The organism is Limosilactobacillus sp., from assembly GCF_041859915.1.
GTDB lineage: Bacteria > Bacillota > Bacilli > Lactobacillales > Lactobacillaceae > Limosilactobacillus.
The window spans coordinates 1-19,877 of sequence record NZ_JBFLGB010000015.1 but is presented as its reverse complement, the minus strand read 5'-3'; the positions used below and the strand labels follow the sequence as shown (position 1 = coordinate 19,877).

Below are 19,877 nucleotides of genomic sequence, written 5' to 3'. Positions count from 1 at the left end.
ATTTAAAAAGTCCCTATAGATACTAAATTGATAGTTTAGTATCTATAGGGACGATTGTCAATAAAATTAAAGCATCTTCGGTTACCTTTATTTATTACTGTTCTTCTTTTTTAAAGTGCGACCGTAAGCGACTGAAGAAGCCTCCCGTTGGCTGTGATTCTTCATCTTTTAAATCCTTTTTAGCTGCTGCCGTTGGTTCTGGTGCCGAACTTGTAAAGGTAATCTTAGCGGTTCTCTGATAATCATTTTTCTTCATATTTGAATCTGATCCAGCGGAACTCGGTTGTGCTGTTGTTGGCTGCATTGCGTGCTTAGCACTATGCTGCGTCGGGCTGGTTTGCTGCCGACTACTAGTTGGTTGTTGTACTTGAGCTTTAGTTACTGAAGTTGGTTTAGCATCAACATGAGTCGAAGTTTGTTGTTGCGGGGCAGGTTTCTTAACCAGCTGGTCTTTTGTTGGGGTCGTTGACTTGGCAGGCTTAGCTTGATGATCATAATAAACAATCTTAGTGTCAGCACTTAATTTACTTGGGTTAATTGTCAACGTCTTTGTCGAATAACCAGGAATCACCGGAATTTGTTTATCGATCAAAATGGCCGTTGGGTCTACTGGGTCATTGGCATATTGCGGGTGTGCAACGTGGGGAAATGGCTGGCCTTCTGTGTCTGTAGGAATAATTCGACCTAAAGCATGGTAAACAATCGTGTAACTCATATCGAACGGAATTGCCTGTGGCTCATGCAAAAGCTTCTTACTAGTATAGTAGCCACGAACTACTGGCACCGTCACGTCATGGTAATGCTTAACTGGAGAATACCATTGTACCTGTGGGTTAACAATCTTCCCGGTGACAAGGTCTACTTTAATCGTTCGTGTCCAATGTGAAGATTGAACTTGATCTTTGCGCAGACGTTGGCCATAAAGATTAATAAAACTAACCGTAAAGGTAAAATCACGATCATAGTTTTCCCGTCCCGGCCAAGTTGGACTCTTCTGGTCAACTGCATTAATCGGCTCGCCACCTTTTTGCGGCATGTCAGCACTCACCAGCTTAGTGGCATGGGCTAACTTCACCGTAAACTCTTGCTGTTGGCCAGCATCAGCCCGGTACTTAGCACCATTTGGAAAACCATTTTCCACTAATTGGTAACCACGATCATGGTAATATTGAATCCGTTTAGCCGGCACATAACTAATTACACCGTCCACATCCCCACTTACCTTATCGGTTACCAAGGTAGTGTTAGTGGTTATGTCTAAGTAGCGAATGACAGCTTTTCGAATATCACGTTGGTATTTTACAACCGTATCTGCACCGGCTGAAGCAGGTGTTATCCGTTGCCGGTCAGCTTTATAACCGGCGATTTTCGGTACCCGCTCATTAGCTTGCACTTTGGTTGGGTCAGCCGGGTCATTAATGTATGGTACCCCAGTGGTTAATGGTCGACCATTTGGCCCCATCGGAATAATCTTGCCTACTGGTCGGTAAATAACCCGTTGGTTAATATCCCAATTAACTGCCTCTTCGCCCTTAATGTTCTGTTGGTCTGCATAATATCCCTTAACTACTGGTGCCGCAACATCATTATAAGTTTGGCGATCACTAGTCCACGACTGGTCTGGGTTTTTGATTTTACCTGTCACTTGGTCAACTGTTAGCTTTCGTAGCCAAGTTGACCGTTGCTGGTTTGCCTGAGCAACTGGCGCACCATCAGTAGTTACAAAATAAACCGTCTTAACACAGTTACGCTGATACTGCTGTTTATCAATCCCCAACTTAGTCACTACTGAACTATCCACTTTATTCTTTGCCTGAGGATCAATTTCCAGCAAATGGTGTTTCAAGATTACTGCATACACCTGATCATAAGAACGGTATCGAACCTTATCCGGTAGTCCATTCGTTACCAATTCATATCCTTGATGTTGATAATTAGCCAGCCGGTCCTTGAAGTCACAAAGGGCTACCTGCCCTACAATGCCCTGCACCCGTGCATCATCAATTTTCTTTCCCGTATCCGAGTCAAAATAACTAGTCGTCACCAATCGTGTTTGATTGATTGGAGTTGAATCATTAATCGCCAAAGCAACCACCTCTACTTTTATCTCTTATTTTACTTACTAATCAACCAGCAACTTTTCCTTTGACAGGAAATCACGCCACTTGGCAGCAACTTTTTCAAAGGAGAACTTAGTCGCTGCTTGCTGGGCATGGGCTGCGTATTGTTGAAGCTGGTCACGGTTTTGTAGTAATTCTTCTAAGGCTACATAAAGGCTATGCATATCCCCAGCTGGCAACAATTTGCCAGAAACACCATCATCAATAATTTCGGACGGTCCATAATTAATATCATAACTAACGGCAGGGCAACCATGCCCTTGGGCCTCTAACAAAGCCATCGCAAAGCCTTCGTACTGACTGGTCAGTACTTCAACGTCAGCGGTTTCGTAAACACTTGTTAGGTCATGACGGTAACCGCAGAAGTGAATATAGTCGCTAGCCTGCCGATTCCGTACCAAAGTCTTAAGGTGATTAGAAGTTGCATAGTTGCTCCAGCTATCATCAAAACCATAGATTTTCAGGTCAACTTCTGGATATTTCTTCTTTAATAAAATAACCGTATCAATTAAGTGATCCAACCGCTTAACCGAGGTTAACCGAGCCACGGCAATAATTTGGCCCCGGTGTCGCTGTGTAAACGGGATCTTCTTAGTTAATTGAGCATCATCTAAATAGGTTACTGGGATTCCATAACTGTGCGAGATTTGAAACCGCGTTGCAGCATCTTGTGCTTCATGCGTAGTAGCAGAAATCAAGCCATTAAGGGTCCCCTTTTGATACATCGACGTTAATGGCTTATAGACCCCAAAGAGTTTCCCTTTAGGATTTCCGTCCTCAGTAAAGACGGAATGAAAGACCTGGTAACGTGGCACCTGGTTCTTCATCATACCCATTGCCTTAAGAGCATAGTCAGACCGATCAGAAATAAGAGCTGCATGGGGATCATTGGCAACCAGTTCATCAAGAAAGTGAGCACGCAATTCATCGACCGAATCCAATTGCCACTTACGACCTTGGTCATAGAGCTCAATCATCGTGAAGACTGGAGTATTACCCTTACCACCTCGGTAATGATAAACGATCTTTGGCTTCCCAAAGTGGTCATAGTACTGACGAGTAACAATCCGTCCCTTATCTTCAAAGAATTCAGTATAAGATAAACAACCGCAATCATAGTAATCGCGTCGATCAGTAAAACCAAATTTATCAAGATAATCGACATTATAAAGTCGGTGATCGTTATAGTTTAACCGAATGCGCAATTTTCCTTGATAATAGACCTGGTTATCCTGAGCATGGTAGTCAAAGCCCGGTTGATTAACGATCTGTGCAATAATTTGTTGATCGCCCGCTGCTAAGTAGTTATAAGGTAGGCGTTGATAATATTGAAAAAGATTAATAACCCGACCAACAACTCCTAATTTCTTCTCCACGCCATAATGAGCAAAGTTGTACTGTAGGGTCACAATCTGAGCCGGCTGTTTAAGGGCATCAAAGATTTTCAAACGCTGGGCTTGAGCCAATTCGATTGCAGAAGTTAACATGTCCTGCCGACTAGTTATAAATGAAATCATTGGTAATTCCTTTCAATTCGACTAATAATTAGCATAATAAAACTAAATTTATTGTAGCATTGATTAATACCGCTTAACGGTGATCACCCTAAAAAAGACATTTTTAATCCAATGATTAAGAACGTCTTTTCATTAAAAATTAAGCTTGATGGTAAACGATTCGGGTATCTTCAGTCCAATTACTTGGATTAATTGTTTCAACTTCAGGTACATACCCCGTCACCTTAGGAACTACCTGGTTTTCAATAATCTTAGTCGGGTCATCATCATCATTTTGATACTGCGGATGCGGAGCATCTTTAATCACAGTGCCTTCGTCATTTACCGGGATAATCTTGCCAAGTCGTTGATAAATAATCGTATGGCTAAGGTTAAACGGAACCGCTAATTGACCCTTGACCGCTTTAGTCCCGGTGAAGTAACCAGGAATCACCGGTGCCTGTACATCCTCATAGTGATTAATATCAGCGCCATTAGCACCCCAGTTAGATACTTGGATCTGATCGTCTAATAATTTTTGGCCCCGCTGATCAATAAAGTGCACCGTAAAGGTATACCGCTTAGCGGATTGCATAGTGGTAGCCTCAGTTGGCTGATCAACTGCGGCCTTCGTAAGGGTAATGGTAAAGACCTGGTCATCAGCAGCACTGCCATCATAGCAAGTCCCCGCAACTAGATCGTTATTCTTTACAGAATAGCCCTGACTCTTAAGCTGCTCAATCACCGTATTAACTTCAGCTAAATTAATTTTGTCACCAGCTAAACCACTTAAGTGCCGCTGGTCAAGCTGATGCTCATCCTCATCCAAGAAATTAACTACCACGTGCTGAGTTAAAGGTGTATAGATGACATTGATGTCAGCACTTGGGTCAGACGGAGTCACCGTTTCCTGCTTCGGCTTGTAGCCCGTAATCTGAGGCACTTGTTCATCACTAACGACTGCGGTTGAGTCATGGGGGTCATTTTGGTAAGCAACCGGTGCAATCTTGGGTACCGGTGTCCCATCAGCTAAAACTGGCTTAATTTTGCCTAAGGGACGGTAGATTACCGTATCAGTTAAGTTATGTTCAACCGCTGGCTGTCCTGGTAATTCCCGTCGATCAGTAAAGTATCCTTTTACTACCGGTACCGTAATGGTTTGATATTGTTTAGTGTCAGCCTGCCATGCAGCTTGAGAATCAACTCTTAATTGGTCATTTACTTGATCTTGAACCAATGGTCGTGACCATTTAATCGTCTGAGTAATTGGCTTGTGGACCTTATTTCCCTGAGAATCAATAAAATTAACTACCGCGGTGTATGACTTCAAATAATCATCCTGGTTAGGTAATTGATCCTGGTCTTGAATTGCATCAGGACTAACCTGTTGACGAGCATGCTTCAAAACGACAACGAAGACTTGATTCATATCATCATTTACTGCATACTTGGCATTTTTAGGAAAACCATTATAAGCTAAAACATAACCTTGCTCTTTCAACTTTTTCAGCTGATCGGTCGGCTGGTAATCAATTGGTTGGTCAGCAATATCTTCTCTTTGGTCCTGTGACAATACCCTTCCAGTCTCTTCATCAACATAACTGATGAAAACCGTTTGTTTGGTATCATGTGCACTTGTTGGTTGTTGATTATCCACAATAATATCCCCCATTAAGTTAAACGAATCGTACTCGTTCCCCACGCTTGATAACGATTCTTAAAATACAAATGATTTTATACTAACACTTTTAATTATAGTGCAAAATATTATTCCAGCAATATGCATTTTCAAAGAACATTCAGGAATAAGAAATTCTCCCTGCTTAATAATTAGTCATAAAAAGCTTTAAAAACTGCCTCGGTTAATGCTCGTTTACTAAAGTAACCATTCCGTACTAACTGGCCAAAACTATCAACTGCCTGAACCATTGACTGATATTGCTCTTCATCCATCGCAACAACCTGTTGAACTACTGAATCAATGGAGTCAGCTATCAAACCAAGGTGTTTGCGTCGTACCAAATCAGCAACCGGGCCCCAACCCTGAATAATAATCGGAATCCCTGCCGCTAAATAGGTACTAAGCTTATAAGAACAATCCATTTTCATATATTCAACCAGGTTATCATCATTGGCACCCCAAACCAGGCCAAAGCCACCGTCTTTGCGCAACATTGCTAGCAATTCGGGATCACTATGCCAGCCAACATAGTTAATTTTTGAATTAGGTATTGTTTTTTTCGGTTGTTTAGCAAAGACCTGTAACTTAACTTGGTTAGTTGTCCACTGATCAAGAAAGCCAAATTTGGCTGGATCCCCAGCAAAATTAACTAATGGTTGGTATTTAACACTTTGTCGCCAGTCAATATTTGCTGAATGATCCCAAAGGTGCTGAATGACAATATTTTTAACCGTTAATCCTTCCTTTGACAGGACTTTTGCCATCCGCTTTGTCGGTAAAATAATGACATCAGCCCGGTTATAGACAGCAATCCATTTTTTCATCAGATAACGGTTAGCTGCAAACATTAACGGGATAACATCATGTACAAAAATAATCTTTTTAGCACCATAGGCTGAAACCTTATTCATCAAGGCCGTTTCCCATTCTACCGAATTCCAAGTTGGCGTTTGCAAAATGAAAACGTCTCGTGCACTCAAGGCAGCAAGAATCCCATCCAGCCGGGCTGAGAGTTCACCGGGCTTTTCACCAGAATCATCATAAAAATAAATACCGATGTTTTGGTAGTTCAAATCATTTTCAGCAAAATCGGCAACCATGTTCTGGGCAATTTGGGCAGTACTCGATGGTGCCATCCCGTATAGATTTGTAATATGTACTTTCAAACTTTTCACTCCTACTTTTGATAGATGATTGGTATTAACATTGTCGTTAAAACGACCAGTAAAATAACCACCATCATTAAACGAATGAGCTTAGACCCTTCCGGCCGCTTTTTGTAAGCCTTACGTTTTTCTTCTTCTACCTTCTTAAGACGTTTAAGAGCATGTTCTTCTACTAAAGTTGGTTTATTAGGCTTTGCCATCTATGATTGCTCCTAACACTCGTTGATACTCCTTTGGTAAAACCTCACTAGCGTCCTTCCGTTGACTATCAATTAGATTCTTCATTGTCTTAGGGCTGATCAAACTAGTTAGTATTTTTTGTGCCATTTGTTTAACACCTGCTGGCGCATAAACATTAGCTGGTAAGACTAATTGTGGCCGATGCAGGGTGTTATTGAAGCCCAGGATTAACATATTCTGTTCAAAAGCACCCAGAACCGCATCCAGGATTTCTGATCCATGATTAATATCCAAGTAAAGGTCACAAATTTTCAGCAAATGCCGAATTTGGTGATCACTAGCTCGCGGATAAAGTTTAACGTTAGCATAATGGTGCATTGCCATTAACTTATCCGACATGTTAGTTAGAGCCACAACGTAAAAAGTAACTTGCGGTAGAAGGGTGACTAACTGCCTAAACTGCTCGAGTTGGTCCGAATCTGTAAGAATCAATGCATTGGGCTGGAGAGCATTGCCACGCGGATGCGGATAAGTGATCCCCAAATATTGAAAATCCACCTGACTATCAGTTGGTAACTGCTTATGAATTCGTTGCCAATCACGATAGTTCTGAAAAATAATATGTTTAGTCCGAGTTGAATGCTGCATCAAATAAGTCATATTACCAGGCAATTGATTACCAACTGGCTCAGCCCAGAAAAGAGTATCCTCACCATTCTTTGGTAAATTGAGCACAACATTCAAGCTAAGATTCAATGTATTATAGAAGACTCGCTCCAAATCATAATGGCATAGATGCAAGTAATACGTTGTTAAGGCAATTAAGTTAGGAAAATGACGTTGTACCCCACGATAATTTAAGAATAAATCGCCAGCACCTAGATTTTGGGTTAATACTGGGCTGCCCTTCCGGTTATAGTAACGCTTAACTGCTGGTCGGCCATTAGTATAAACAACCTTAGCAAAGCGACGCCCATGCTGGTTGTAACAATCAACCCAAGCAACCTGTCCTTGAGTATTTAGCCATTGCACCTCCTTGATCAAGCGAGAATTATCATTACTGTAAAAAATAATGTTTGCCCGTTTATGGTCCAGGTCCAATACTTGGCCACCAGTTGCCGTTCCTGTGATACGCCAATAAGCTGGTACTGGCAACTTATCAAAATAAAGGGCTGGATGGTTGTCATGCTCTAATCCACAGAAATAACGAATCGGTGAATCAACCGTTGCAGGCAAAAAGCCGTTGTCTTCCATTATCACTGTTGGTAACTTAATTTTGGCCATTAATTCAGACCGCAGGAGGTTTTGTGAACGTTCATCATATTTTTCAAATAGATTAATCATTTTGTAATTCCCCCAATAATCGATACCATAATTGGGCAACATTTTTTTGCAGGTAAGGTTCAGCTAAAGCGTAAGACCGCTTACTGAAGGCGTGTAGATCATCCGTAGTAAAGAGCTTTATCATAGCACTTGCCAAAGATTTAACCTTGTGATCGATACTATCATCCTCATGGTATGGAATCAGGTGGCCATTCTGACCATTTTCAATAAAAGTCTGATTCCCGTATGGCACATCGAATCCAATCATCGGCAGACCAGAGCCCACTGCTTCCATTAGGCTTAAGCCAAAACCTTCACTAGTCGAAGCAGCCACATAGGCGGCATATCTTTCATAAACATTAGTCAGGTCATGCTGCCCCATTAACCGGATGTAGTCCGTGGCTCTCAAACTCTCAATCAATTTCTGCAATCGATCAAGTTCACCACCGTAACCATAAATATCAAGTGTTAGGTCAGGTACGGTTTGCCGAGCAATTACCGCTGCCCGAATCAACCAATCTATATGTTTTTCATCGGCTAATCGGGAAGCCGTAATCATTGAATGTGCCTTCCGTGGTTGGGTTGGCTTCATCAGTTTAGTCAAATTACCAACTGGAATCGTAACGATCCGGGGAGTGGCTTTCTGATAGCGTCGTTCCTGCTTTTTAAAAAGCTGGTTTTGCTTATCAGTTGCCACAATAAATGCTGCTACATCATCAGGGTGGGTAAATTGGTATTCATAAAAGTTGTTCCAAAGAATGTTCTGACCAACATAGTGTTTATCATAGTGGTCAGCATGAACAACAACAACCAATTTGGCTGATAGGTGATGTTCAAAAATTAATTGACCATTGATTAAAATACCCCCATCATCCATCCGATCCAAAATAATAATGTCGCTTGGTTGGAAATTCAGTTCTTCTAACATCTTTAAGTAAAGAGCATTTTTTGAATAATATATTTGGTCAGGAAAAACAAATAATTCGTCCTTACCGTTAGGATACTGCGTATAAGCAACACTGCCATCTTCATTATAAAATTCTCGATAAGCAACTATATTGTTTTGAGAATCTCCATTATAAAATTCGGAAACATATTTTACATAGGAATAAAAGTCACGTCGAATTAAACAACCATTGAACTCATAACTAACTGAATAAACCGTTTGTTTCTGCTGATTACTCAAGTGTACCCTAATGGTTAACTGTTCATCCGGTAAAGTATAAATGATATCTTGACCATTATCCTGACATTTCACATTACGTTTACTAAAGTGTTCCACTTTTTCTAGGTCAACCAAGGAATAAGTTGATGGGGCAATTCGTATATCTGTAAAAAAGTTATAAAACCAGATAATCTGGTCGTCATCATAACCGAGTTGTTTCGTATATACCTCAATATTGTTATCTAATATCAAATCGGAAAAAATAAACTTAGCGGGAATCTTTAAGGATTTAAAGGCCTGATTACGATAGGACTGTGCATATTCAACCCCACTACTTGCCCAGCCGATTCCCAAATCAACGTTATATACCGTCATCTAGTCACAAACCTCCAATCAGTTGAACCATACTACCAATTGCTGCTTCTTATTAACCATAATTGCACTTAACATTAAATTATCAACCATCTTTCGCCAAGAACGGTGCAACATCTGTTGATAAGAATGTAACGCCCGAACTTGATAAAGATAACCTGGATCCCGTTGAGCTAATCCCCACGGTGCAACAATTGTTCGCAAGCGGGAAAGATAATCCACTTCATCAACCCAACAGGAATCAAGTGCGTTGAGTAAGGCAGATCGATAAAATTGATTAACCTGTTGATTATCGGCTAATTTCTGTATTTTCTTCGTTAAGATTCCTTGACAAAGGTGCTTTAAATAGGTAATTAATTCCTGCTGATTACGGGTAACGTTACTTGGTATATCAACTAGGTTGTAAGTAATATGTTCATTAATCAATCGCCGCAGTTGCTTAGTTGACCAGTGTTGATGGTCAGCTAAGTAAAGACGTAAACCTCGTTCAAGCCAATCGAACGTCAATTTTTCAAGAGTGTCCGTCTCCATAATCCTTTGGCGTTCTTGGTAAAGATGATTTCGTTGAATGCGCATTGCAATCTCATATTTATTAGTTTGCTCACGTGATCGTTCCTTACTATCGGCCACCCGGCTACTGAGCATCCAGAGACTTAACCGTAACAGCGGGTTTCTCAATTTTTTAGGTTGAGCACCGGTTTGTCGTCGTTTCAGCACCCTACGATAATATTTTTTAAACCGTTTCGTGCTGGCTTTCGAGATAAAGCTATCTTCTAGTGAAATGAAGAATTGACTAGAACCAGGATCACCCTGACGACCAGCACGGCCAGCCAGTTGTAATCGCACCCGATCCGGTAACATTTCAGTACCAATTACTGCCAGGCCCCCAAGCTCTTTAACTCCGGGGCCCAGTTTAATATCGGTTCCTCGACCAGCCATATTAGTGGCAATCGTCACCGCACCTCGTTGACCGGCATTCTTAACAATGGCGGCTTCACGAGCAGCATTAAAGGCATTTAAAACATTGTGGGGAATTCCTTTATTCAGCAATAGTTCAGAGACAATCTCTGAGTTCTCAACCGAACCAGCAACCAGCAAAATCGGTCGTCCTTGCTTGTGCAACCGCAACGTTAGATTAATGGCTTGCATCAGTTTTTCCTGCGTCGTCAAGTAAACCTGTGAGGGGAGGTCACGTCGAATTACTGGTTTATTGGTTGGAATCTGGATAACTTTCATGTTATAAACATTAATAAATTCATTTTCACTGACCTTAGCAGTTCCACTCATCCCCGCAGTCTTATTAAAGAGAGCAAACAAACTAGCGTAGGTAATTGATGCCGCAGTAGCCTGATTGGCAGTTACCTTAACGTGTTCCTTCTGTTCGATTGCCTGGTGCAAGCCAGTATTGAGCTTCATGCCCTTCATCAAGCGGCCATTGGTCTCATCAAGCAGGACCACCTTGCCATTTCTAACTAAGTAATCGTGACCCTTTCTCATATAATAATGTGCCCGTAAAGCAAGGGCAATGTGGCGGTAAAGTTCCCGATGCTTAAGACTATATAATCCCTTGAGACGGAAATACCTTTCAGCTTTTTGAACTCCCCGGTAGGTCAACCAAACTCCCTTCTCTTGTCGGTTAAATTTAATGTCTTGACCCGGAATCAGAATCCGGACAAAGTTATCGGCGAGGGCGTAGAGATTCGATTGCAGCTGTGGAGTACTAGCAATTACAAATGGTGAATTAGCCCCATCGATTAAGACCGCATCCACCTCATCAATAATGACATAATTATAAGGTCGTAAGTACTGGTCGTTAAGGCTGTCGGCCAGGTTATTAAACAGATAGTCAAAGGCCAGTGTGCTAGCCGTCGTGTAGAGAATGTCCGACTGGTACCACTTGCGTTTTAGCGCTGGTTTAGGATTCTTAATCTTCTCTGAAAATCCTAAGCTAACCGTTAAGCCTAGCCACCGATAAACTGGGGCCAACTGGGCTTCATCCCGTGAGGCCAAATATTCGTTCGGCGTTACCAAAATAGCCCCCTTGCCAGATAAGGTATTTAGGTAAAGGGGCATCGTGGCTACCAGGGTCTTACCCTCCCCGGTTTTCATCTCGGCAATGTAGCCACGGCTAAGGACAATTGCACCCATCACTTGTACATCATAGGGATACATTCCCAGCAGACGATAATCGGCCTCCCGTACGGTTGCAAAAGCCCGTGGCAGGATTTGGCCCAGTGTCTTGCCATTCTTCAATTCTTGCTTAAGAATCGTCGTCTGGCTCTTAAGTTCTTCATCACTCATCTGGTGCATTCGGTCTGCCCAGGCATTCACCCGGCGCAATTGTCGATGGACCCGGTGTAACTCAATTTGGTCTAGCAGCACTATTGCACACCTTCTTCATTATTCTGATTATGCAAAGCCGCAAAAATAACCGACCAGTCTGGATCAGCTGATGCTGGGGTGAGCCATGTTGCTGGTTGTTGCCAATGATATTGTTGAACACATTGCGGACGATTGATAATTCTAACTCGGTCGGTTACTAAGGCCTGATAAATCAACCTTTGTTGGTAAAGCTCAAGCACAATCTGATCATAAGCTGGATAACAGCTAACCAAACGTAAATCATGAACAGAATTACCTTTTAAAAGCTGCTGTAATTCACTGATCAAATTTCCATGGTACTGCCAACTAACGCTTAACGCCTGCACTGACATTCCCTGAGCCAAAGTAATCAGTTCTTGCAAAGCACGCTTATATTGTTTGTGATCATGAACTAAAAGAAGGGTTAGCTGTTTTTCCGGTTGATCATTAACGCCCTCTTGTAACCACAAATCATCATTGGCACCAATTGGTAAAGCGGCTGGTCCCAGTTCAAAGCGTTGAAAAGTCAAGTGGGTGCACCCACCATTAACTAATTGAAGCTCGTATTCAACTGTGCCCGATGGACAGGTAAATTCACTAACCCGTGTCGTTAAGTTGAGCCGCTTAATCTCCTGCCCTTGAAGATCACGAAAAATTAGGCGAAAGATTAAAGTACCAGCGGGCTTTACACTTCCCTTGAAAACTAACCGGTAACGCCGACTAACCTGCAGAATCGGTAACTGCGGGCTGGTTTTACTAGTCTGGTAATTATAGGCGGAATACCATGAAAAAAGCACCCGACCGGCTGCCATGAGCTGGTTGTCAAAAGTAACCACATTATGAGCATCAATTTGAATATGTGATCCATAGGCAAAAGCTTGATTATAATTTGGCCCCCAGTAAATTTCGTTAATTAAACTTTGTCTCATTAAACTGGTTCCTTTCTGCCAAAGTCAGTTCGCATCATCTGACGAATTCGAAAAACAAACCAATTAATTACGTCCTCAGTTTCATCATTATGATGACCTCGATAACCCTGGTAAACAAATTGGCGGCTTTGAGCAATGGCCGGTGACTTCAATAAATCATGAATGGCATGATTGTCATAATCATCATTTTTCATATAAACCATGAACAGACGAGTCTTAGAAAGGTCAGTTGCATTGAGATCCATCCAAAATTGTCGGTCAAGTTGTTTAAGTGTGGTTGGACTCTGATGATCGATTAATTGGGCGTCAATATCAAAAGCAGCCTCAAATTCGTCTGGTCGATCAAAACGACTGCGGCTTGCTACATATCCTAGGTTAGCAATTTCCTTCCTGACAAAGATACCATGAGCACCAAGTTGAGCACCAAACCGCAGGGCTGCATAAGAGCCCATGGAAGTACCGGCAGTAATCAAGTCAGCGGTGGTAAAGCCAAGCTTAATAAGGGTTTGTCGGATTACTCGACGAACGCCTGCTTCAATATAGTCACCAGTATAGAACTGGCCTACTTCTAACCGGGGATCAGTGAAAAGCAAACTTGGCGCGTGTAAATTGCGAAAAAGTGGGTAGGCTTCAAAGCCCTCCATGCTTCGCGCACCGGCAAAATAGACATTTAATGGTGGCTTCATATCACCAGGATTAAAGTAGTAAGCGACTTCTTCATTATTAGCAGGATTGATCAATCGATGGCCACCAGCAATGTATTCACCGGCACCGTAACGGGCCCAGCGGTAATGAAACATTCCAAGCTTCAGGTGACCATGCCCGCGGGCCTGAACCCCTATTGTTATAAATTGGGGATTAGTCGTAATTGGTGTTGGCACTACCAGTTCCCTGTCTTCGGCATTAACCGGAAAATAATAATACTTGCCCTGATCGTTATTGTCTAAAGGATAAGCCACGAGCCGCACTGCCACGCTAGAATCATGCTGTGCTTCCAACCACAATTTTAATTGACGATGAGGATCAACGTAAAGGGCTTGACGATAAGAACCGATTGCCTCCCAATTTTGACTATTTACCATCAACCTAAGGTGACCACCATCGGGAAAATCAAGTTCATGGAAATGACGCTCATCAATTACAAGATCATTAGGCCTCAATCGGATTCCGGTTTGGCCAAAGAAATATTTACGCTCAATCAATTCTGCCATCTTTTGTGGTGTTTCATGAAATTGCTTAGCCACCGTTAACTTGAGAAAACGTCGGGCGGCCGGACTCAATTGCTCTTTCAGACCAGCCTGGTAAAAGACCGAATATGGGGTTGATGACCACAAGAGTTCTTCCCAAAGTTGATCTGGAAAGTCCACCCGACCGGTTAAAATAACTACCGAATACCAAGCTAGCTTGTTTGATAGGAAATCATTAAAATGCCATTTTAGGTCACTGGAAAGCTGACAAGTTTTAGCCCAATTGTTGTCACCACCAAGCTGCAAAACCGTTGTTGCCACTAATATTCACCTTGCTTCCATGCTTGCCGCCACTTGGCTAAGAGTTGCTGACTCGAGTTACGATTTAAAACCCGGACATCGTTAATCAGAGCAACATTCCAATTTCTTAAATTCTTCAAATAATAATCCAACGCAGAATTAAGCTGGCTCATTTTTTGGCAAATCAGGCCATTTTGGTGGTCCTGAACTTCAGCCGTGGATTGACGCTGAATCTGTGGGATTCCCATACTAACGCTAATCATCTGGAAGAACTCATCTGGAACTGGACTCCAATCAATGATTACCCGGATCTTATCTAAATACTTAAGAGCATCGGCCACACTAGCCAAACGGACCACTTTAATGTGAAGGATCGGCAGCTTTAGAAATTTCTGGTCACGTAGCCTGAGCATTTGCGCCAATTGCTTGGTATACAGCAAAAATTCACCCTGGTGTCGATCACACAACTGCCGCAAAGCCTGTTTAGCTGAAGCATCACTAATCTGACTATAAGTAAAGATATAGAGTTGCTCCTGCTTAGCTCGCTTGAAGAGGCGCTTATAAAGCAATTCCAACAGGTGGCTTAAGGTTGCCAAATCGATATTTTCAGCAAAGAGGGCTAAACGTTGTTCACGAACTTGTTGACTGTGCCCCAACTGAAACTGCGAATAAAAGGGCGGAATTAGCACCGGGGACACCTCCTGATCCGGCAAGAGTTTAGTAACCTGTTCACCAGTTGCTTGGGAATCGACCACCAACCGGGACAAATTTTTATCGAGCCGTGGCAAAACTTGATCATAAGCGTGCCAATGACTAACCGAATAAATGGTCGGTAACTGCTTCCCCAATTTACGTTGATCAACGGTCGCATGATTATCGACCGAAATCACTAATCGACCATGAGTCTTTCGTAGTTTTGGCAGAAAATTCTGAAAGACTACTTCGGCAATTAAGTCATTCAGGTGGTCATAACACTGATGAGCCAATTTTCCCTGGTAAGTCGGGTTAATCATAACAGCATCAGTCGCCAAATCATGCTTAAACCGCCAGTGTCCTTGTTCATCATAATAGATATGCTGGGCGACAGTCTTACCATGATAGATAGCCGCCCGCGAAACAAATCCTCGACTATCAAAACGTAGACGCCTTTGAACACGGTCATGGTCACCGTAATAATCAACCCAGATAATTCGTCCCTGAGTATCATATACCACTTCGGCATAACGACGATTTTGTCGCCACACGATTAAATGAAAGTTACCAAATTCCATAAAGGCGTCAGCAGGCCATCGTAAGTCACGATAGCTTACAGTGTGGCCATCCAGATGATTAATACCTTGTAAATAGTCGAAAACACTAAGAACACGTTGAGGACTAAGCGCTAACTGACCAAGTTTAGTAATCAGATAGGGCTGGTAATCAGTCACGAGCAGTCCAATCCCCGTTTTACCGCTTTGAAAAAGTTGAAGCTGGTTAGTTGCGTCATCAAATTCCAGGTGAGGAACTGTAAAAGACCAGTCATTCAGCAACTGGTGCCAAGCAGGAACAATATAATCCATTGATTACCCCTCCCTCTTCATTAAACGTTCGTAACGATGCGGGATCAATAAAATCAACAGTTGATCTTTAATAGTTTTTATAAACATCACGATCATCACAATGTTGACCGATACTAGTGCAAAAGCGGCATACTTACCAAGTAACTGAATCCCTACCAAGCCAAAAGTCAACTGGGCAGCATTCAATAACGCCCCTGGTAAGCAAATCCAGAGCCAATGAAACCAGAAATAGTTTTTGGTAGGCTTACCTGGTCGAACGCCAACAATATAACTATTTTGATTACGCATTTTCTTAGCTTGTTCCTGTGGATTAAATTGTAAGTATGTGAAAAAGTAGAAGAGCACGAAAGTCATGATCGCACAGAACCAACATTGGAAACTAATATTGTTAAAAATTGTGTGGTGATGAATCAACTGGGTCAGCATCAACGGCATCATCAACAAGGCCATCCCAATCATGTAGGTCATCATTGCCCCAATATTAAAAGCCAACGGCAGTGTTAATGGCCTGGTCGTACTGGGCAAGTTAATATCAATCATAGTTGACCGGTAATAAACCCGGTTGAAGGCTACCCAAAAAAGTAATTCAGTAATGGATAAAATTACCAAACCAACAATCAACCATGTTCCATTGGACGATTGACTCATCTGGTTAACTGAACGAAGTAATGGACCAACCGAAGAAAAAATAATGTTGAAAAGAATCAGGGTCATCGTGCCACCAATTCCAAATTGCATATTCATCAGGCCCAACCAGAGAACGAACATACTGCCGGTCGTAAAGATCAGGATTGCTCCTAAAGATTGCCATAAGCCATTGGTTAGTTTAAAGGCATAAACAAGTGCCGTCGATTGAGCAATGGCTAAAATCAGGCTGAGCCATTGCTGAACGATCATCATTTGGTGCGGCGATAAGGTATCCGCTCCAAACAAACGCATCATAGTCAAGAGTTGAACAATCATCATTGCAATCATGAAGGGATTCAGACCCACACTAAAGACCGATAGTCGTTCTAGATTAGCACCACCAAGAAAGCTCACCATAGTCAGTGGACTGCGATTTAACATACCACGAAAAGCTTGAGTAAGCTGAACAAACGGTACTGGAATACTGTTTCCAAGAATATATACCAGGAGAATCAGCAACGTATAACCAATTCGCCAGCGTAGGTTATTCAGTTGCATTTTTTTTATCATTCTTAATCGACACGCTTTCTTATCATGTATGCCAACATATTATTGCTTTTATTTTAATACAATCAATCATCAGTTGTATTAATTCTTAATTGTAACAGTTGCTATTTAAGAGTAATGAAACAGCCCTTGCCCAAATTAGACAAGAGCTGTACTGTTTCTTCAATTTATCCTATTTATTATCATTATGACGACGTTTCCTGCCAAATGGTAACAAAGAATACAGAGCATCAATAGCTAGCAATCCTAACGCAAAGATTGAAAGGCTTTGCGAACGATTACCTGTCTGTGGCAACTTAGTGTTCGATGAAATACTAGTAGATCCACTATAGCTCGTTAATTCATTTGTACTATGACTAGTTGAAGTAGATTCACTCAATGAGTTACTAGTGGAATTACTTTGACTCATTGACTCACTTGTACTGTCACTAGTTGAAGTAGAGGTTGATTCACTATAGCTTGTTGATTCACTCACACTATGACTAGTTGAAGTAGAGGTACTCAATGAAGTAGTAGTTGAACTACTATAACTTGTTGATCTACTTGTACTGCCACTAGTTGAAGTAGAGGTTGATTCACTATAGCTTGTTGATTCACTTACACTAGTACTGTGACTTCGTGATTCACTTACACTCAAACTGTGACTCCGTGACTCACTTACACTCAAACTATGGCTTTGTGACTCACTCACACTGGTACTGTGACTCCGAGATTCACTTACACTCAAACTATGGCTTTGCGACTCACTCACACTAGTACTGTGACTCCGGGATTCACTTACACTCAAACTATGGCTTTGTGACTCACTTACACTGGTACTGTGACTCCGAGATTCACTCACACTGGTACTGTGACTCCGAGATTCACTCACACTCAAACTATGACTTTGTGACTCACTCACACTGGTACTGTGACTTCGGGACCAGGATTCACTCAAACTGGCGCTATGGCTCCAAGATTCACTCAAACTAGCACTGTGACTTCGGGACTCACTCACACTGGTACTCGTGCTCTGTGATTCACTCAACGACAAGCTATCACCATTAGCATCAGCAGAATTACCAGAAGAATGCTGAGGACTAACAGTTAAGCTAGTATAACCACCCTTACCAGATAAGGTAATCGTAGATGTTCTTGGCCCACTTGGTTTACCAGTTTGCGTTTGAAACCAAATGTACATGGGTTGTTTAGATTCATCTTTACCGCCAATCATCAATTGCCCTGGTTCATTAATAGTTAATTCTGTTTTAGAGCTATTCATATTGTTGTAGGGCCCATTTTGTTGCGATCCCTCCTTAGGGATCCCTAAGAACCAATCAACTGCGTCACCATTATAATGATCATAGTTATGATTCAGAATACTTACAATGTTAGTGGCATCAATTGGATTACCATTTTTATCGGTAATTTCATCATCTGTAACATTATAAGCCGTAACAGAACTTGGAACAATTGTTTGGCCGGTAAAACTAGCATTAAACTTCAGGTCGGATAGATCAGATTTATTGTAGTTAAGGTAAATTCCCCAGTCAATTCTAGTTGGATCCTTGGTATCATAACCAAAACAAACGTACTTGAGAAGTGGATGGGTCTGTTGCCAACTCTGTTTAGGAGCTGGTGTTAAATTCATAGTTGTATTAATTGGTATCGTTGTATTATTGGGAGTAGTAACACTAACAGGAACGGTAATGGTCTTGTTAGCAGTGACAATTTCCTTAGGTTTAACACCAATCGTAATATCAAAGTCAGCATTAGCAGTATACGTGTCCTTAGCAGTTAATTTGTAGACACCAGGACTAATCCTTTGAACATCAAACTTGTTGGTAGTTACGGGAGTAGTATCATAATCAAATAATGTAGTGTTACCAATGTTGACGTAGTAAGCATCACCCTTATTGACAGTGCCCAAAATTGGACTTTTAACTTGAATTTGTCCCCAACCGTATCCTCCAGCTAAACTTGTTTCACCGCTAGGATAGATGGTACTAGATTGCCAGTTTGATGCTTGGGTAAATAGTTCAGCGTTCAATTGAGCCTGAGTATTGGCATGTGCTTGACTAATGCTGGGAACTGTCAGAGTTTCAGTCGTAGTATTATTAGTTGAATTGGTATTTGTATTATTCGAAGTTGATAACACTGAAGTACTAGTCGAGTTAGCCGTTGAAAGACTTGTCTGGGTAGTACTTTGGGTATCCGATTGACTTTGCGTAGTACTGGTCGAAGCCGAATCCTGCTGACTAGCAAACAATGAAGAATTATCATTCTGCGAAGCGCTAGTGGAGCCGATCACTTGAGAATCCGTATTTACCGTTCGAGTGGCGGCTTGGACCGTTGTTGGTGATATAGCATCGGCACCCCCACCAATTCCTAAAATGGTGGAGAGCAGTCCTAGTCCTTTTAAATAAGAATTAACCGTATCTGATACATGATTATCCAGTTCATCTGGATCGGTGTAAGTAGTCTGTTTAGTTTCGACTTTCTTGGAAAAATGTAAAATACTGAAAAAGCGAGTTAAGCAACTCACCCAGCCGTGGTGGGTCTTATACATTTTTACTTTATCAGATTTTTCCTCATAATCTCTCTTATTTAGCAAGGCAATCCACTTCCTTAAACTAATATTATGTATTTAATTAACCTCAGCATTTTCAGCAAACTTTCATAATCATTTCATTGTAGTTCTGTTATAACATTTTCCTTCAATAAATCAATTATTTAACTGTTTACTATTCTTTTTCCTTTAAAAATCAAATAGCCCCTACCACATCTGGGTAAGAGCTATAGAATATTACTTTTATTTAATAGCTTATTTTATTCTTCAGCAAACTTTTGTAGTGCCTTTTCAAA

13 protein-coding genes are annotated in these 19,877 nt (G+C 41.6%); all 13 read right to left on the bottom strand.

Annotation, left to right across the window (positions count from 1 at the left end; all coding sequences use genetic code 11):
* Positions 1–94: 94 nt before the first annotated feature.
* The gene (locus ACEYV4_RS03660) at positions 95–2,086 is read right to left on the bottom strand and encodes a hypothetical protein (RefSeq protein ID WP_373842078.1); all 1,992 of its coding nucleotides are present in this window, start codon (positions 2,084–2,086) and stop codon (positions 95–97) included.
* A gap of 36 nt (positions 2,087–2,122) precedes the next feature.
* Entirely contained in the window at positions 2,123–3,637 is a 1,515-nt protein-coding gene (locus tag ACEYV4_RS03655; RefSeq protein ID WP_373842077.1) for a glycosyltransferase, read from the bottom strand.
* A 139-nt stretch (positions 3,638–3,776) separates the two neighbouring features.
* Positions 3,777–5,273 (bottom strand): MucBP domain-containing protein, encoded by a 1,497-nt coding sequence (locus ACEYV4_RS03650; RefSeq protein ID WP_373842076.1) that lies wholly within the window; start codon positions 5,271–5,273, stop codon positions 3,777–3,779.
* A gap of 173 nt (positions 5,274–5,446) precedes the next feature.
* A complete protein-coding gene (locus ACEYV4_RS03645; protein WP_373842075.1) occupies positions 5,447–6,463 on the bottom strand; it encodes a sugar transferase in 1,017 nt (338 codons plus the stop codon).
* Positions 6,464–6,474: 11 nt separating this feature from the next.
* A complete protein-coding gene (locus ACEYV4_RS03640) occupies positions 6,475–6,663 on the bottom strand; it encodes a hypothetical protein (protein ID WP_373842074.1) in 189 nt (62 codons plus the stop codon).
* Complete coding sequence (gene gtfB / locus ACEYV4_RS03635; RefSeq protein ID WP_373842073.1) at positions 6,650–7,987, bottom strand: accessory Sec system glycosylation chaperone GtfB; 1,338 nt, start codon at positions 7,985–7,987, stop codon at positions 6,650–6,652. Before gtfB ends, ACEYV4_RS03640 begins: the two co-directional genes overlap by 14 nt.
* Positions 7,980–9,506 carry an accessory Sec system glycosyltransferase GtfA gene (gene gtfA / locus ACEYV4_RS03630; RefSeq protein WP_373842072.1) on the bottom strand — a complete coding sequence of 509 codons (1,527 nt, stop codon included), beginning with the start codon at positions 9,504–9,506 and terminating at the stop codon, positions 7,980–7,982. Before gtfA ends, gtfB begins: the two co-directional genes overlap by 8 nt.
* Before the next feature lie 18 nt (positions 9,507–9,524).
* The gene (secA2, locus tag ACEYV4_RS03625; RefSeq protein ID WP_373842071.1) at positions 9,525–11,885 is read right to left on the bottom strand and encodes an accessory Sec system translocase SecA2; all 2,361 of its coding nucleotides are present in this window, start codon (positions 11,883–11,885) and stop codon (positions 9,525–9,527) included.
* Positions 11,885–12,793 (bottom strand): accessory Sec system protein Asp3, encoded by a 909-nt coding sequence (gene asp3, locus ACEYV4_RS03620; RefSeq protein WP_373842070.1) that lies wholly within the window; start codon positions 12,791–12,793, stop codon positions 11,885–11,887. Before asp3 ends, secA2 begins: the two co-directional genes overlap by 1 nt.
* Positions 12,793–14,301 carry an accessory Sec system protein Asp2 gene (gene asp2, locus ACEYV4_RS03615; protein ID WP_373842069.1) on the bottom strand — a complete coding sequence of 503 codons (1,509 nt, stop codon included), beginning with the start codon at positions 14,299–14,301 and terminating at the stop codon, positions 12,793–12,795. Before asp2 ends, asp3 begins: the two co-directional genes overlap by 1 nt.
* A complete protein-coding gene (gene asp1, locus ACEYV4_RS03610) occupies positions 14,301–15,839 on the bottom strand; it encodes an accessory Sec system protein Asp1 (protein ID WP_373842068.1) in 1,539 nt (512 codons plus the stop codon). The genes asp2 and asp1 overlap by 1 nt, the downstream gene beginning before the upstream one ends.
* A gap of 3 nt (positions 15,840–15,842) precedes the next feature.
* Entirely contained in the window at positions 15,843–17,024 is a 1,182-nt protein-coding gene (gene secY2, locus ACEYV4_RS03605) for an accessory Sec system protein translocase subunit SecY2 (RefSeq protein ID WP_373842067.1), read from the bottom strand.
* A 181-nt stretch (positions 17,025–17,205) separates the two neighbouring features.
* Positions 17,206–19,626 carry a serine-rich glycoprotein adhesin gene (locus ACEYV4_RS03600; RefSeq protein ID WP_373842066.1) on the bottom strand — a complete coding sequence of 807 codons (2,421 nt, stop codon included), beginning with the start codon at positions 19,624–19,626 and terminating at the stop codon, positions 17,206–17,208.
* Between the last annotated feature and the right edge of the window lie 251 nt (positions 19,627–19,877).